Consider the following 15,181-nt stretch of genomic DNA (forward strand, 5'->3'; position numbering starts at 1 on the left):
CCCAGTCGGTGACGGCTGCGCCGGGGAGGGGCTCAGCCGGTGGCGGCGAAGACCAGTTCGCCCTCGATGTACGTGCGCAGCACGCGGGTGTCGGCGATCTCCAGCGGGGGGTGCTCGAACGGGTCGCGGTCGAGGACCACGAGGTCCGCGTACTTGCCGGTCTCGACGGTGCCGCTGACCTCGTCGAGGTGGTTCACCCAGGCGCTGCCGGCGGTGTAGGCGGTGAGGGCCTGCGAAAGGGTCAGGGCCTGCTCCGGGAAGAACGGCGGGGCCGGTGCGAAGGTCGCGGGCGCGTTGGGGGCCTCGTCCGGTACGGAGCGGTTGACGGCCACGTGGATGCCCCACAGCGGGTTGGGGCTGCTCACGGACCAGTCGCTGCCGGCGACGAGGCGGGCCCCGGCGCGCTGGAGGTCGCCGAACGGGTACTGGAGGCGGGCCCGTTCGGGGCCGAGGAAGGGGATGGTGAGCTCGTCCATCTGCGGTTCGTGCGCGGCCCACAGTGCCTGGATGTTGGCGGCCGCCTCCAGTTCCGCGAAGCGGCCGATGTCGTCGGGGTGGACGACCTGGAGGTGGGCGAGGTGGTGGCGGTTGTCGTTGGCTCCGTTGGCGGCGCGGGCCACGGCCAGCGCGTCGAGCACCTCGCGTACGGCGCGGTCGCCGAGGGCGTGGAAGTGGATCTGGAAGCCCGAACGGTCCAGTCGGGACACGGCCTCGGTGAGCACCTCGGGGTCGATGAAGCTGAGCCCGGAGTTGCCGGTGGAGCAGCCGCAGCCGTCGAGGTAGGGCTCGAGCATGCCGGCGGTGAAGTTCTCGGCGATGCCGTCCTGCATCATCTTCACGGTGGTGGCGTTGAAGCGGCCGACCCGTCCGGTGCGGCGGCGCTCCTCCAGGTCGGGTATCTGCTCCAGGCCGCGCTCCCGGTCCCACCACAGGGCGCCCACGACGCGGGCGCGCAGGGAGCCCTCGCGTGCGGCGCGCAGGTAGACGCCGTAGTTGTCGGGGTTGCCGGGGAAGGCGCCGATCATGGCGTCCTGCCAGCTGGTCACGCCGAGCGAGAACAGGTGCTCCTGCGCGGCGAGCAGTCCGGCGTGCGCCTCGTCGGGGGTCGCGATGGGGACGTGGCGGGCGACCAGTTCCACGGCGCCCTCCTGGAGGGTGCCGGCCGGGCTGCCGTCCGCCTCGCGTTCGATCCGGCCGTCGGCCGGGTCGGGGGTGGCGGCGTCGACGCCCGCGCGTTCGAGCGCCCGGGTGTTGGCCCAGGCTCCGTGGCCGTCCCGGTTGGTGAGCAGTACGGGCCGGTCGGGGACGACCGCGTCGAGCATGGCGCGGGCCGGGGTGCCCCCGGGGAAGGCGTCCATCGACCAGCCGCCGCCGCGGATCCAGTCCGCGTCGGGGTGGGCCTTGGCGAACGCGGCGACCACCGCCAGGTAGCCGTCGATGGTGCGTTCCCCGCTGAGGTCGCAGCCGAGCATCTGGACGCCGGCCACGGCGGGGTGCACGTGCGCGTCCTGGAATCCGGGGATGAGCAGGCCTCCGGCGAGGTCGACGACCTCGGTGGCGTCGTCCGCGAGGGCGCGCACCTCCGCCTCGTCGCCGACGGTGAGGATCCGCCCGCCGCCGACGGCGACGGCCGCGTCGACCGGGGTGGGTGAGGTGCCTGTGAAGACCCGCCCTCCGACGAAGACGGTGTCGGCCCGCTGGCTCGCCCGCGGTGTGTTACTGGCCATCGACGCCCTCCGGCTCGGCGGGTCGAAACCCGCTCGGCTTGTTCGTTGAGGAGGAGTGAACGGGAGCGCAACAGTGTTGTCAACGATGTTGCGCTGCGTCTCTTCCGAATCGATACACTGGCCGCACCATGCCGAAGTCATCTGAGACCACACCCCGGTCCAAGCGTGCGGGCAGCCAGCTCACACCCGACGCGATCATCGAAGCGAGCCTGCGCATCGCGGCCCGCGGCAGCGCGGACGCCTTCACCGTCCGACGCCTCGGCGAGGAGCTCGGCGCCGACCCGACAGCGATCTACCGGCACTTCCGCGACAAGGACGACCTGCTGCTCTCCGTCGCCGACCGCACGCTCGGCGAGGTGCTCGACAGCATCCCCGAGGGCCTCGGGTGGAAGGACCGGCTGCGGGCCCTCGCCGACGGCTCGCTCGAAGTCGCGCTCAAGTACCCGGTGGTCGGCTCGACCATGGCCAGCCGGACCACCCGCCGGCCCAACGAGTTCCGGGTCGTCGAGCTGATCCTCGGCGCGGTGACGGAAGCCGGCCTCGAAGGGGCCGAGGCGGCCGTCCACTACCGGATGGTCGGCGACTCCCTGCTCGCGTACGTCGGCCAGCGCGCCGCCTACCTGCTGTTCGCCCCGGAGATCCGGGAGGCGGACGAGACCTCCTGGAGCCGCGAGTACCGCCTCGTCGACCCCGAGGGCTTCCCCCACATCACCCGGCTGAGCGGCGAACTGGCCGAGGTGACGAACGAACAGATCTTCCGGGCCCGGGTCGAGGCGCTGATCACCTCCATCGAGACGCGGGTCCGGACACTGCGCGGAGCGTAGTCCGGCTCGTGGACCGGCCACCGCAACGCCGTCACGAGGGCGCACTATCCTCGCAGAAAGCTCGGGTGCGCGGATCGCAAAGGTGCAATTTCTGTCCTTTTTCGCATCCGGCTCATGTCGGCCGTGAATCATCGGCACGATGAGGCGCGTGAAAGCAGACGCGGGGCGCAGGTATCGTGCGTACCCCACCAGGGACCAGGACGAGGTTCTGACCGGGTGGGGGCATACGGCGCGCGCTCTGTGGAACGTGGCTCTTGAGCAGCGCGTCTACCTGTGGGAGCAGCGCCGGTACACGTTGCGGTCGGCGGAGCAGTGCAAGTTCCTGACGGCCGCCCGTACCGACCTTGACTGGATCGGTGACCTGCCCGCGCAGGCCGGGCAGCAGATCCTGCGGAGCCTTGACCGGGCCTACGACAACTTTTGGAACCCGAACAATCCGGCCCGGTTCCCGGCGCGGAAGAAGCGCGGCCACCGACTGTCGGTCCCGTTCCCCGGGCAGGCTGTAGAGGTCCGCAAGCTGAACCGCAAATGGGCCGAAGTACGTCTGCCGAAGCTCGGCTGGCTGCGCTTCCGGCTCTCCCGCGCGATGGGCGGCACGATCCGCAACGCCACCGTGTCCTGCGACGGCAACGGCTGGCACATCTCCTTCGGCGTCCACACCGGCCGTAAGCCCAAGGCGCCGAACGGGAAGCCCGCCTGCGGGGTGGACTTCGGGGTCGCAGCGTCTGCTTTCGTGTCTACCGAGACCACGCCCCGCCTGATGCCCCCGTCTCTGACCGTAAACGAACGCTGGCGGCTCAAGGCGCTGGAACAGCGCAAGGCCCGCCAGGTCACCTACACGAAGAAGCACAACGGCGGGAGGTACGGCCGCCGCCTGTGCACGACGATCGCCCAGATCACGAAGCTGACAACCCGACGGGCCAATCGCCGCGCGGACTTCACGCACAAACTCACCACCGACCTCGCCAAAAACCACGGCCTGATCGGAATCGAGGACCTCCGCGTGAAGAACATGACCGCCTCCGCCCAGGGCACTCCCGAGGCACCGGGGAAGAACGTCCGGGCCAAGTCCGGACTGAACCGGTCTATCCTCGACAACGCCCCGGGCGAACGGCGGCGCCAGCTTGAGTACAAGACCCGCATGTACGGGTCCGTACTCGTCACCGTCCCGCCGTTCCACACCTCTCAGACCTGCGCCCAGTGTGGCCGGGTTGATCCCGAATCCCGCAAGGGATGCGGCCGGCTGTTCGCCTGCACCCGCTGCGGGCACGAGGACGACGCCGACCACAATGCCTCGGTCGAGATCGAGGCCCGAGCCCGCCGGACGGGTGGCTCGGACATCAACAGCACGCGCAGCATCCCCAGGATGCGAGTCCCGGCCACCGGCCGGAGGCGGATGCGTGAAGCCCCGAAGCCCGCCCACACGAGCTGAAGGGAATCGCCCCCCATTGATGGGTGCGAGGATCGTCACAACGGCATCAGCAACACCGGCCCGACTCGGCCCGGCGCCCGCAGCCGACGGCGAGCACACCGACGTGGAGAACGCCACGCTGAACGCGGCGGTCTCCTCCGGCGAGCGCGTCGCGGCCGAGATCGGCTGCCAGATCTAGGCCGCCCCTTTCGGATCCTGCCGGTCACCCCGCCGGGGTCAGCCGCTCCCACAGGAAGGTGTGGACGAGTGCCTCGTTGAAGGCGGTCTGCCCGTGGTCGGTGGCGCCCGCGTGGCCCCCGCCGAGGTGCTCGTGGAAGAGGACCGGGTGCCCGTGCTCGCGCAGCCGGGCCGCCATCTTCCGGGCGTGGCCGGGGTGGACGCGGTCGTCGCGGGTCGAGGTCAGCAGGAGCATCGGCGGGTAGGCGGGCCCGTCCGTCCGGACCTGGTGGTACGGGGAGATCCGTTCCAGGTGGGCCCGGTCGGCCGGGTCGTCCGGGTCCCCGTACTCGGCGATCCAGCTGGCGCCCGCCAGCAGCTTGTGGAAGCGGAGCATGTCCAGCAGCGGCACGTGGGCGACGACCGCCCCGAACAGCCCGGGGTCCCGGGTGAGCATGGCTCCCATCAGCAGCCCGCCGTTGCTGCCGCCCTCGATGCCGAGCTGGGCGTGCGTGGTGATGTCCCGGGCGACGAGGTCCCGGGCGACGGCGGCGAAGTCCTCGTACGCCCGGACCCGGTTCGCGCCGAGGGCCGCCTTGTGCCAGGCGGGCCCGTACTCGTGCCCGCCGCGGATGCCCGCGACGACGTACGTGCCGCCGCGCGCGAGCCAGGCCCGGCCGGTGACCGCGCTGTACCCGGGGACCATGGAGATCTCGAAGCCTCCGTACCCGTAGAGCAGGGTGGGTCCGGGGCCCGGACGGTCCTCGGGGCCGACGACGAAGTACGGCACGGCCGTGCCGTCCGCGGAGGTCGCGAAGTACTGGCGTACCGCGAGGCCGGAGGTGTCGAAGAGGGCCGGCTCCTGCTTGAGGCTCTCGCTGTCTCCGCCCGCCGTCCCCCGGTAGAGGGTGGAGGGCTGGAGGAAGCCGGTGACGTGGTGGAAGTACTCGTCGCCCGCGTCGGGGTCGGTGCAGGTGACCGAGGCCGTGGACAGCGGCGGCACCCCGGACAGGGGTGCGCGCTCCCAGCCGTCCGGGCCCGGGGTGAGGAGCTCCATCCGGGAGGAGACGTCGGCGCGGGTGCTGAGGATCAGGTGGTTGGCGGTCCAGCTGTAGCCGGCGAGCGCGGTGCGCTCGTCCGGGGTGAACAGCACCTCGGCCTCCCGGCCGCCCGCTAGGAAGGCCTCGAACCGGAAGGCGAGCAGGGTGCCCTCGGGGTGGCCCAGCCACGGCGACTTGGTCGTGACGGTCAGCCAGTCGCGGTGGACGTGCGCGCCGGCGTCGTCCGGGACGTCGACCTTCACCGGCGGACCGTCGGCGTCCTCGGGGAGCAGGAAGAGCTCCTGCTTCCAGAAGTCGATCTGCCGGTGGACGAAGTCGCGCTCGAAGCCGGGAGTGTCGTCGTGCCAGCCCGAGGCCGACAGGTCGCCGGAGCGCCCCTCGTAGACCAGCTCGGCCTCGGCGAGGGGGGTGCCGCGCCGCCAGCGGCGCACCTGGAGCGGGTAGCCGGACCCGGACATCGAGCCGGGTCCGAAGTCCGTGCCGATCCAGATCCGGTCCCGGTCGATCCATCCGATGCGGGTCTTGGCCTCGGCGACCGTGAACCCGTTCTGGACGAATTCCAGCGTTTCGAGGTCGAACTCGCGCACCACGCACGCGTCCGCACCGTCCCGGGACAGCATGACCAGCGCGTGCCGGTACTCGGGGGCGAGCACGGCCGCGCCGGCCCAGGCCCACTTCTCCCCCTCGGCCTCGGCGAGCGCGTCCAGGTCCAGGACCACTTCCCAGGCCGGATGCTCGGTGCGGTACTCCTCCAGCGTGGTGCGGCGCCACACCCCGCGGACGCGTCCGGCGTCCTGCCGGAAGTCGTAGAGGTGCGGGCCGCGGCGGACCACGTAGGGGATCCGGCCGTCATCGTCGAGGACCTCGCGGATCTCTCGTTCCAGCACCTTGAACCCGGGCTCCCCGGTCAGTGCGGCAACGGTCTCGGCGTTGCGCTCGCGCACCCATGCGAGGGCTTCCTCGCCGGACACGTCCTCCAGCCAGAGGTAGGGGTCTTCATCACTCATCCGCCGATTGTGCAGGATGCCTGGCCCGCAGGCGGTCCTCGCGCAGGGCCGTGTGCACCGCCCAGACCACCGAGACCAGGGGGACGGCCACCACGGCGCCGACCACTCCGGCCGCGATGGTCCCCGCGACGACGGAGATCGCCACCACCAGCGGGTGGAGCTGGACCGCCCGGCTCATCACCAGCGGGTGCAGCACATGGCCCTCGAGCTGGCCGATGACCACGATCAGCGCGATCACCACCCCTGCGACCAGCGGCCCCTTCGCCGCCAGCGCGACCACGGCGGCGACCGCCAGCGCGACCGGCGACCCCACGAGGGGGACGAAGGCCGCGAGGAACTCCAGCAGGGCCAGCGGCAGGGCCAGCGGGACCCCGAGGACGAACAGGGCCAGCCCGACGAGGACGGCGTTCACGGCCGCGATGACGACGATCCCGTGGGTGTAGCCGGTGAAGGTGCGCCAGGCCACGCTCCCGGCGATCCCGACGCGCTCCCGTGCCGGTGCGGGCAGCTGCTCGCGGAACCACGCCCACTGCCGGTCGCCGCCGTAGAGGAAGAGGACGGAGCAGAAGACGGCGAGCGCGATGACGGTGAGCACGTGCACCACCTGCCCGGCGCCGCTGACCGCCCGGCTGAGCAGCGCGGAGCGGTGGGTGGCCAGGTAGTCGCCGACCTTCGTCTGGAGGTTCGAGAGCGCGCCCGGGTCCATCCGGAAGGGCGGCCTGCCCAGCCATTCCTCGATGCTGTCGAGTCCCTCGCGGAACTCGCGGGCCAGGGTGGTGCTCTCCCCCGCGACCGCCTCCCCGACCAGTGTCAGCACGCCCAGCAGCAGGACGGCGCTGCCGACGAGGCTGAACGCGACGGCGATCGACCGGGGCACCCTGCGCGCGATGCCCCGCGTGGGCGAGGACAGCAGTGCCGTCACCACGAGGGCGAGGAAGAGCGCCACGGCGATCTCGTGGAACCGGCCCAGCACGGCGAAGACCGCGTACACGGCGGCGCCGACGACCAGCAGGCGCCAGGCGTACGACGCGGCCGTACGCAGGAAGGGTGACACCGGCTGCATGGTCCATGGCTGCCACGGCGGAGCCGGGTTGCCACGCGCCGGGCGCCGGATTCCCCCGTCCGGGGCGATGCCGGCGCGGCGCCGGTGGACCCGGCGGGGATCTTCGCGAACCGGATATTCCGTTGCCCGCCCCCGGGCGGGACGGCGAGGATGACCGGTCGTGAGCAGATCCCGCCTGACCGCCGTCCTCCCCGATCTCGCCCCGTGGCGGTCCAGCCCCGACTTCCGGCTGTTGTTCTACCAGGGCACGGTCACCTTCTTCGGCTCGTTCATGGCGATGATCGCGCTGCCGCTCCAGATCAAGCACCTGACGGACTCGCCGCTGGCCGTGGGCGCCATGGGTGCGGTGGAGCTGGTTCCGCTGGTGGTGTGCGGGCTGTACGGGGGTGCGCTCGCCGACGCCGTCGACCGGCGGCGGATGATCCTGCTGACCGAGGCCGGGCTCGGGGTGCTCGCGCTGGTGCTCCTGGTGAACGCGCTGCTGCCGCACCCGATGCTGTGGCCGCTGTACGTGGTCGCTGCGGGCGTGTCGGCGCTGACCGGGCTGCAGCGGCCGGCCCTGGATTCCCTGATGGCGCGGATCGTGCCGCACGACCAGCAGACGGCCGCCGCCGCGCTGAACGGGTTGCGCTACCAGTTCGGCGCGATCGCCGGGCCCTCCCTGGCCGGGGTGGTCGTCGCGTACGCCGGCTATCCCGCGGCGTACTCGGTCACCGTCGCCGGGTTCCTCGTCTCCGTCCTGCTGTGCCTGCGGCTGCGTCCGGCTCCTCCCGTGGCGGGCGCCGCGCGTCCGTCGCTGCGGGGGATCGCGGAGGGGGCGCGGTACGCGTGGAGCCGGCCCGTGCTGCTCGGCACGTACGCCGTCGACCTTGCCGCGATGTTCTTCGCCTTCCCGAACGCCGTCTACCCCTTCCTCGCGGACGAACTCGACGCGGTGTGGGCCCTGGGCCTGATGTACGCGGCGGGCGCGGTGGGCTCACTGCTGCTGGGGCTGACCAGCGGCTGGCTTTCGCGGGTGCGCCGGCACGGGCTGCTCGTGGTGTGCGGTGCGACGGTGTGGGGACTGGCCGTCGCGGCCGCCGGCTGGTCCCCCGACATCTGGCTGGTGCTGCTGTGCCTGGCGGTGGCGGGCGCCGGGGACATGCTGAGCGGGCTGGGCCGCGGGACGATCTGGAACCAGACGATCCCCGAGGAGCTGCGGGGGCGGCTCGCGGGCATCGAGGTGCTCTCGTACAGCGTCGGACCGCAGCTCGGCGCGGTCCGGGCGGGGGCCATGGCCGGCTGGACCGGCACCCGGGCGGCCTTCTGGAGCGGCGGCCTGGCCTGCGTGGCGTCGGTGGCGCTGCTGGCGGCGCTGCTGCCGAAGCTGGTCTCGTACGACTCCGGCACCGACGAGGACGCACGGCTGCGGCGCGCCGAGAAGGAGCGGGAGGAGCCGGTCTTTCAGCCGTAGTGCGCGGGTGCCGCCGGTGCCCGAACTGGCCCCGCCGTAGCGGGAGCTGACGGATGCACGCCCGGGCGGCCCCCTCTGCTACGCCCGTAGACCCCTCCGCGGTTACTCGCGAGGAAAGAGAAGCTTTGGCTATGGTGAGCGCCCCGCCGATCAAGCGACCTTCGGATCCCATGAAAAGACACGGATTCGATGCTTCGATCGAAGGAAGTCCCGCCAATCCGGGACGCAATCGCACAGTACAGAGCGACGCGGTGCCGGCAACACCGCCCGGCGTCGGCTCCGTACGATCCGGCCTGCCCTCGCCCTGCCACCCAGGCGCTTGAGAGGCGGCGGTCTTCTCATTCACCTACCTCGCAAGGCAAGGCAGAGATGGCACGCATCACCCGACCGTCCTCCCGGCGGTCCCCGCAGCAGTCCCACCCCGTCGACGAACTGTTGCCGGTCCCCCGGCTCGCGCTCTACGGCTTCCAGCACCTCCTCGCGTTCTACGCGGCGGCGGTCATCGTCCCGGTCCTGGTCGGCAACGCGCTCGGCCTCTCCCGCCAAGAGCTCGTCCACCTCATCAACGCCGACCTCTTGACCTGCGGCATCGCCACGATCATCCAAGCCCTCGGCGTCTGGAAGGTCGGCGCCCGGCTGCCCCTGGTCCAGGGCGTCACCTTCACCGCGGTCTCCCCCATGATCGCCATCGGCACGGGGGCGGGCGGCGGCACGGCCGGCCTGCTCGTCGTCTACGGAGCGGTGATCACCGCGGGCATCGCCACGTTCGCGTTCGCCCCGCTGTTCAGCAAGCTGGTCAAGTACTTCCCGCCGATCGTCATCGGCACGGTCCTCACCATCATCGGGATCACCCTGATACCCGTGGCCCTGCAGGACGCCGCCGGCGGCGCCCACCTGATCGGCACCCCCGCCTACGGGGCCCCGAAGAACCTCGCCTACGCCCTGGGCACCCTGCTCTTCATCCTCTCGATGGTCCGGATCGGCAAGCCGTTCCTGTCCAGCCTCGCCGTCCTGCTCGGCCTCGTCGGCGGCACGGCGGTGGCATGGGCCTTCGGCGACGTCGACTTCTCGGCGGTCGGCGAGAGCGACTGGTTCGGGGTCACCACGCCCTTCCACTACGGCATGCCGCGCTTCGAACTCCTGCCGATCGTCGCGATGCTCGTCGTCATGCTGATCACCATGGTGGAGACCACCGGCGACGTGTACGCCATCGGGGAGATCACCGACAAGGAGGTCGACGCCGACACCGTCGCGCGGGCGCTGCGCGCGGACGGGGCGGCGACGGTCCTCGGCGGTGTCCTCAACTCGTTCCCGTACGTGGCCTTCGCCGAGAACATCGGCATCGTGCGCATGTCCAAGGTGATGAGCCGGTACGTGGTCGTCGCGGCCGGGCTGTTCATGGTCGTGCTGGGGCTGCTGCCGAAGGCGGGCAGCCTGGTCGCCTCGATCCCGCATCCGGTACTGGGCGGGGCCGCCATCTCCATGTTCGGCATCGTCGCCGCGGTCGGGGTCCAGATCCTGGGCAAGGTCGACCTGAGGGAGGAGCGCAACACGCTGATCCTGGCGGTCAGTCTGGGCGCGGCGCTGCTTCCGGCGACGGTCCCGTCGTTCTTCGACCGGATGCCGGACGACGTACGGGCCGTACTGGACAGCGGGATCACCCTGGGCGCCCTCACCGCCATCGCACTGAACCTGCTCTTCAACGTCTTCACCAGCCGTACCACGATGGAGATCGACTGGGACGACATCGGGGAACCCGCCCACTGAGGCGGGTCACGCCGTCGACCGCGCGCCGGACCTCCCGGCGCGCGGTGCCCGTCGTCAGCCCCCTGCGGGGAACGGCGGGGCTTCGCCCGCCTCGCCGATCAACTCCCAGAAGTGGTCGACGAGCCGGCGCAGGAAGGCCGCGCGCTCGGCGGCGATCTCCTTGAGCCGGGCGTCGTTGTTGCGGGCGACCAGGTGGCCCATGTAGCGCTCCGAGAACCCGGAGAACTCGGCGTGCATCGTCCGCAGTGCGTCGCCCACGCTGGTCTCGTCGACGACGACGATCTCCGCGACCGGTTCGACGTACGTCTTCCAGCGTCCGGCCACGGCGGCGCGCAGGCATTCCTCCAGTTCCTCCACCCGCCCCATGATCCCGACGAGCCCCCGCAGGGACAGTCCCAGTGCCTCCACCAGGGCCCTGGTCTGCCGTGCGTCGCCGTGCCATTGCCCCGCGTCCTCGGCCGCGCGGTACTCGAAGGGGCCCATGCCTATGCGGTACGCCAGCCGCTCGACGGTGAGTTGCCGGGCCAGCCGGTGCTCGGCCAGGGTCTGCGGACGGATGCCCATGAGCGTGGCCGTGTCGCACCACAGGACGGCGGCCAGCGAGAAGAGCTGCTGGTCCGTCGGCACCTGGGAGCCGTACTCCCAGGCCGCCACGAGCTGGGGGTGGACGGGGACGCCGCAGGCCGCCATGGACTGCGCCACCTGTTCGGGCGTCAGGCCCATGCGCTCGCGCGCGGATCTGGCCTCGATGGGGGAAAACGGAGTGCTGTACACGTACGAGACACCTCGCAGCACCCTCGGACGCGGGGCGTGCGAGGAGAGACGGATTGATGGATGAACACCAAGCGCGGGCACAGTAACAGATGTTCAGCGGGGTGGAACCATCTATTCACCTTGGATTCAAAGGCCGCACACAGGCGGAGCCTCCCGGCTCGAAGCCCGCAGGCATCTGCCCCGGCGCGGCCCGATCCGGTTCCGCGAAGGGGTCGGCACCCGGGTCCGCGGCGAGGGTACCGGACGCCCGCGTCAGGGCAGGCGGACTCCGCGGGCCGCGGTCCAGAGCTCGTACCACTCCTCGTGCGTGAGGTCCGGTTCGCGCGTCGCGGCGTCGCGGCAGGCGCGGATCCGGTCCGGGCGCGTGGTGCCGACGACCGGCGCGACGGCGGCGGGGTGCCGGGTCAGCCACCACAGCAGCACCGACTCGGGGGTCGTGCCCTTGCGCTCGGCGAGCTCGGCGAGGAGCGCGGCGGTGGCCCGTTCGGCGGGGGTCTCCTGGAGACCGGTGTACCGGCCCTTGGCCAGTGCCCCCCAGGCCTGCAGGCGGATGCCGTGGTCACGGCAGTGCTCCAGCGTCCCGAAGGGGAAGCCGTTGCCCGCGAAGCCGGGGGTGTTGACCAGCACGCCGGCCTCGACCCAGTCGCGCTGGTACAGGCTCATCTCCAGCTGGTTCGCCACCAGCGGCACGTCGAGCCGGGCCTGGAGGTGGGCGATCTGCGGGGCCCCCATGTTGGAGACGCCGAAGTTCCGTACGAGGCCCTGCCGGTGCAGGGAGGCGAGGGCCGAGGCGATCTCGTCCGGGTCGGCCAGCGGGTCGGGGCGGTGCAGCAGGAGCACGTCGACGAAGTCGGTCCGCAGCCGGGTCAGGCTCTCCTCCACGCGCTGCACGATCGTCCGCGCGCGCAGGTCGTACATCCCGGGCCGGTCCCCGTCGGGCAGCCGGATCCCGCACTTGGTCTGGAGGGTGATGCGGGCGCGCAGCCCCGGTGTCCTGGCCAGCACCTCGCCGAACACCGCTTCGGACTTGCCGCCGCGGTAGATGTCCGCGTGGTCGAAGGCCGTGATCCCGCTGTCGAGCGCGGCGGCCACCGCCGCCTCGGCAGCCTCGATGTCCCCCGCACCGTACGGCTCGGGCCCCCAGCTCCCGCCGAGCCCCATGCACCCGTACAACACCCGCTGCCCCACACCCGCATCCACCGTCACGCCGCCCACCCTAGACGCCCCCACCGTTCGAGCGACTACGCCCCGGAGCCACGGGCTGCGCAGACGCCGCAAGGGGCGGCCCCCGGTGACATGGCGGCCTCGCCCGCGGCCCGGGAGCGCCCGGTCACTGCGCCGGAAAGCCTCGGGGACTACCGGCTGTTGACCGGTGACGCCGCCGCGCGCGCCGAGGCCGCCGTACTGGCGGGTCGACGCAAGCCGGACATCGGGCGGTTCTGGTACTACGACAAGGACGGGGACGAAGTGGTGCACGCCCTCTTCCTCGCGAGGAGCACCGCATGGGACCCCGAGCTGCGGGGTGAGAAGGAACGCGATTCCGTCTCGCAGGAATTCCGGAACTTCTTCGCCGGTGCGAAGGCACACGACGTGAGGGAGTTCGACCCCGGTCCGGACTGCGGCGGGCTCAGCTGCGGATACACCACGGGCCCGGACGGAGACCGGGCCATCTGCGCATGGAGCGGTGCGACCACCTTCGGCGTGCTCCGCCTCGCCGATCCCACCGGCCTCCCCGATGCCGCGCGCTTGGCCCTCGCCCTGCGCACCACCTCCAAGAACTGACCGCAGAAACCCGCTCCGGGGCGGCCCCGGACCGCCCCGCGGCGTACTACCTGGGGAGTACACCGGAAACGCTACGCGGGGGTGACGCGGGTGACGGCGGGTGCGCTCTAGCGTGGCTCCATGGACGAGCAGCACGGGCGCCCGGGCCCTCCCTGGCGGCGATGGGTGGAGCGGACCGGGCGGAGCCCGGCCTGGCGCTCGGCGCTGTTCGTCGCCGTCGTCACCCAGGTCGGCTCCGGCTGGGCCGAGCGTACGCAGACCGGGCGGGTGTCTCTGGACTGGTTCGGGCGGCTCCTGCTGCTCCTCGGGCCCGCCCTGCTCGTCGTGCGGCACCGGTATCCGGTGGCCGTCGTGTACGGGGTCTGCGCCGTCACCCTGGTCTACATCGGGGCCGGGTATCCCTACGGCCCGGTCTTCATCAGCCTGGCCGTGGCCTGCTTCGCCGCCGTGGTCGCAGGTCGCCGGAGAGCCGCCTGGGGCGCGGTCGGGCTGCTGTGGGCCGGGCACCTGCTCATCTCCCACTGGCTCTACCGCTGGCTCCCGCCCGCCGGGGACGGGCCCGCGCCCTGGGCGCAGGAACTGGGCATCACCGCGTGGGTGCTGGCGATGCTCGCCCTGGCCGAAGTGGTCCGCGCGCGCCGCGAGCAGTGGGCCCGCGAGCGGGCCGAGCGGTCGGCCGCCGAGAAACGCCGCGTCGGCGAGGAGCGGCTGCGGATCGCCCGCGAGCTGCACGACGTCCTCGCCCACAGCATCTCGGTCATCAACGTCCAGGCGGGGGTCGGGCTGGCCCTCCTCGACACCGATCCCGAGCAGGCCCGTACGGCGCTGACCACCATCAAGACGGCCAGCAAGGAGGCGCTCGGCGAGGTGCGCCAGGTCCTCGACACCCTGCGCGCCCCCGGGGACGCCCCGCGCACGCCGGCCCCCGGTCTCGACCGGCTGCCCGAGCTGGTGGAACAGGCCGCGGCAGCGGGGCTCACCGTCGACGTGGCGGTCGAAGGCCCCCCGCGGCCACTCGCCCCCGGCATGGACCTGGCCGCCTTCCGCATCCTCCAGGAGGCGCTGACCAATGTGGTGCGCCACTCGGGTTCGCGTTCGGCCCGCGTCCGCATCGGCTGGCAGCCGGGGGCGCTGGAGCTGCGCATGGACGACGAGGGCCCGCCGACCGGGGATCCTGCGGGCGGCAGCGGCAACGGTCTGATCGGCATGCGCGAGCGGGCCGCGGCCCTGGGTGGCACCATCGAGGCCGGTCCGCGTCCGGACGGCGGTTTCCGGGTGGTGGCGCGGCTCCCGCTGAAGGCCGCTTCGATCCAGGAGGATCCGTGATCCGTGTGCTGCTCGCCGACGACCAACTGCTGGTGCGGGCGGGGTTCCGGGCGCTGCTCGACGCCCAGCCGGACATCGAGGTGGCAGGCGAGGCCGCCGACGGGGACGAGGCCGTGCGTCTGGTCCGGGAGCTGCGCCCGGACGTGGTGCTCATGGACATCAGGATGCCGGTGCTGGACGGGCTGGCCGCCACCCGCGGGATCACCGCGGACGAGTCGCTGGCCGGCGTCCGGGTGGTCATGCTGACCACGTTCGAGCTCGACGAGTACGTCTTCGAGGCCATCCGCTCCGGTGCCTCGGGCTTCCTCGTCAAGGACACCGAGCCGGCCGAACTGCTGCGCGCGGTCCGTGCGGTGGTCGACGGCGACGCCCTGCTGTCCCCCGGCGTCACGCGCAGGCTGATCTCCGAGTTCGCGGCCCGCTCGAAGCAGCCCGCGGCGGCGGCCGGGCTGGAGCGGCTCACCGACCGGGAGCGGGAGGTGATGGCGCTGGTGGGCCTGGGCCTGTCCAACGAGGAGATCGCCCGCCGACTGGTGGTCAGCCCGCTCACCGCGAAGACGCACGTCAGCCGGACGATGGTGAAACTCGGCGCCCGTGACCGCGCGCAGCTGGTCGTACTGGCCTACGAATCGGGCCTGGTGCGCCCCGGCTGGCTCGGCTAGCCCACGCCGCATCCGGACCGGTGCCGCCGCCTTCGGTCTCCTGACGGGCCCAGCCGGTCATCGTCGCAATCACGGCCTCGGGCCCGTCGGCGGTCACCTGGAAGTGCCGATCGGCGGCGCCGTCGCGGTACTCCTCCCGCCGCGCCG

The 15,181-nt window shown here is 72.1% G+C and carries 13 protein-coding genes; 8 read left to right on the top strand and 5 right to left on the bottom strand.

Translation table 11 applies throughout. From position 1 onward, the window contains the following. Positions 1 to 32 precede the first annotated feature (32 nt). Positions 33 to 1,727: an amidohydrolase gene (locus ACIGFK_RS20445; RefSeq protein ID WP_400053006.1), complete on the bottom strand. Its 1,695-nt coding sequence runs from the start codon at positions 1,725 to 1,727 to the stop codon at positions 33 to 35. A gap of 128 nt (positions 1,728 to 1,855) precedes the next feature. On the opposite strand from ACIGFK_RS20445, the gene ACIGFK_RS20450 reads away from it, so the two are divergent. The 3 genes from ACIGFK_RS20450 to ACIGFK_RS20460 all read left to right on the top strand — a co-directional run bounded on the left by ACIGFK_RS20450 (position 1,856) and on the right by ACIGFK_RS20460 (position 4,161). Then, positions 1,856 to 2,551 (top strand): TetR/AcrR family transcriptional regulator, encoded by a 696-nt coding sequence (locus tag ACIGFK_RS20450; RefSeq protein WP_376656424.1) that lies wholly within the window; start codon positions 1,856 to 1,858, stop codon positions 2,549 to 2,551. A 139-nt stretch (positions 2,552 to 2,690) separates the two neighbouring features. After that, a complete protein-coding gene (locus ACIGFK_RS20455; protein WP_400053008.1) occupies positions 2,691 to 3,983 on the top strand; it encodes an RNA-guided endonuclease InsQ/TnpB family protein in 1,293 nt (430 codons plus the stop codon). Positions 3,984 to 4,002: 19 nt separating this feature from the next. Beyond that, positions 4,003 to 4,161: a hypothetical protein gene (locus ACIGFK_RS20460; RefSeq protein ID WP_400053010.1), complete on the top strand. Its 159-nt coding sequence runs from the start codon at positions 4,003 to 4,005 to the stop codon at positions 4,159 to 4,161. Positions 4,162 to 4,185: 24 nt separating this feature from the next. On the opposite strand, the gene ACIGFK_RS20465 is transcribed toward ACIGFK_RS20460, so the two are convergent. Together ACIGFK_RS20465 and ACIGFK_RS20470 are read right to left on the bottom strand one after the other, a co-directional pair. Beyond that, a complete protein-coding gene (locus ACIGFK_RS20465) occupies positions 4,186 to 6,207 on the bottom strand; it encodes a prolyl oligopeptidase family protein (protein WP_400053012.1) in 2,022 nt (673 codons plus the stop codon). Then, positions 6,200 to 7,270 carry an AI-2E family transporter gene (locus tag ACIGFK_RS20470; RefSeq protein ID WP_376656427.1) on the bottom strand — a complete coding sequence of 357 codons (1,071 nt, stop codon included), beginning with the start codon at positions 7,268 to 7,270 and terminating at the stop codon, positions 6,200 to 6,202. Before ACIGFK_RS20470 ends, ACIGFK_RS20465 begins: the two co-directional genes overlap by 8 nt. A 160-nt stretch (positions 7,271 to 7,430) precedes the next feature. On the opposite strand from ACIGFK_RS20470, the gene ACIGFK_RS20475 reads away from it, so the two are divergent. Together ACIGFK_RS20475 and ACIGFK_RS20480 are read left to right on the top strand one after the other, a co-directional pair. Beyond that, positions 7,431 to 8,723, top strand: coding sequence for an MFS transporter (locus ACIGFK_RS20475; RefSeq protein WP_376656428.1), 1,293 nt, complete (start codon positions 7,431 to 7,433; stop codon positions 8,721 to 8,723). A 369-nt stretch (positions 8,724 to 9,092) separates the two neighbouring features. Then, on the top strand, positions 9,093 to 10,490 hold the full coding sequence (locus ACIGFK_RS20480) for a nucleobase:cation symporter-2 family protein (protein WP_376656429.1): 1,398 nt from the start codon (positions 9,093 to 9,095) through the stop codon (positions 10,488 to 10,490). 54 nt (positions 10,491 to 10,544) lie between these two features. Here the strand turns inward: ACIGFK_RS20480 and ACIGFK_RS20485 are convergent, their stop codons facing one another. Together ACIGFK_RS20485 and ACIGFK_RS20490 are read right to left on the bottom strand one after the other, a co-directional pair. Then, positions 10,545 to 11,264 (bottom strand): helix-turn-helix domain-containing protein, encoded by a 720-nt coding sequence (locus tag ACIGFK_RS20485; protein ID WP_376656430.1) that lies wholly within the window; start codon positions 11,262 to 11,264, stop codon positions 10,545 to 10,547. A gap of 252 nt (positions 11,265 to 11,516) precedes the next feature. Then, positions 11,517 to 12,470, bottom strand: coding sequence for an aldo/keto reductase family oxidoreductase (locus tag ACIGFK_RS20490; protein ID WP_376656431.1), 954 nt, complete (start codon positions 12,468 to 12,470; stop codon positions 11,517 to 11,519). A 90-nt stretch (positions 12,471 to 12,560) separates the two neighbouring features. Here ACIGFK_RS20490 and ACIGFK_RS20495 point away from each other — a divergent pair, with 90 nt between their 5' ends. The 3 genes from ACIGFK_RS20495 to ACIGFK_RS20505 all read left to right on the top strand — a co-directional run bounded on the left by ACIGFK_RS20495 (position 12,561) and on the right by ACIGFK_RS20505 (position 15,034). Beyond that, positions 12,561 to 13,046, top strand: coding sequence for a hypothetical protein (locus ACIGFK_RS20495; protein ID WP_400053016.1), 486 nt, complete (start codon positions 12,561 to 12,563; stop codon positions 13,044 to 13,046). A gap of 120 nt (positions 13,047 to 13,166) precedes the next feature. Beyond that, positions 13,167 to 14,372, top strand: coding sequence for a sensor histidine kinase (locus tag ACIGFK_RS20500; protein WP_400053017.1), 1,206 nt, complete (start codon positions 13,167 to 13,169; stop codon positions 14,370 to 14,372). Further along, complete coding sequence (locus ACIGFK_RS20505; RefSeq protein WP_376656434.1) at positions 14,369 to 15,034, top strand: response regulator; 666 nt, start codon at positions 14,369 to 14,371, stop codon at positions 15,032 to 15,034. Before ACIGFK_RS20500 ends, ACIGFK_RS20505 begins: the two co-directional genes overlap by 4 nt. The last annotated feature ends 147 nt before the right edge of the window (positions 15,035 to 15,181 follow it).

Source organism: Streptomyces sp. NPDC085524 (assembly GCF_044541755.1).
Classification (GTDB): domain Bacteria; phylum Actinomycetota; class Actinomycetes; order Streptomycetales; family Streptomycetaceae; genus Streptomyces.

What these genes read in the sequence shown, in the direction of transcription:
- ACIGFK_RS20445 (WP_400053006.1), bottom strand. Translation starts at nt 1,727, where the DNA reads ATGGCCAGTAACACACCGCGGGCGAGCCAGCGGGCCGACACCGTCTTC.
- ACIGFK_RS20450 (WP_376656424.1), top strand. Translation starts at nt 1,856, where the DNA reads ATGCCGAAGTCATCTGAGACCACACCCCGGTCCAAGCGTGCGGGCAGC.
- ACIGFK_RS20455 (WP_400053008.1), top strand. Translation starts at nt 2,691, where the DNA reads ATGAGGCGCGTGAAAGCAGACGCGGGGCGCAGGTATCGTGCGTACCCC.
- ACIGFK_RS20460 (WP_400053010.1), top strand. Translation starts at nt 4,003, where the DNA reads ATGGGTGCGAGGATCGTCACAACGGCATCAGCAACACCGGCCCGACTC.
- ACIGFK_RS20465 (WP_400053012.1), bottom strand. Translation starts at nt 6,207, where the DNA reads ATGAGTGATGAAGACCCCTACCTCTGGCTGGAGGACGTGTCCGGCGAG.
- ACIGFK_RS20470 (WP_376656427.1), bottom strand. Translation starts at nt 7,270, where the DNA reads ATGCAGCCGGTGTCACCCTTCCTGCGTACGGCCGCGTCGTACGCCTGG.
- ACIGFK_RS20480 (WP_376656429.1), top strand. Translation starts at nt 9,093, where the DNA reads ATGGCACGCATCACCCGACCGTCCTCCCGGCGGTCCCCGCAGCAGTCC.
- ACIGFK_RS20495 (WP_400053016.1), top strand. Translation starts at nt 12,561, where the DNA reads ATGGCGGCCTCGCCCGCGGCCCGGGAGCGCCCGGTCACTGCGCCGGAA.
- ACIGFK_RS20500 (WP_400053017.1), top strand. Translation starts at nt 13,167, where the DNA reads ATGGACGAGCAGCACGGGCGCCCGGGCCCTCCCTGGCGGCGATGGGTG.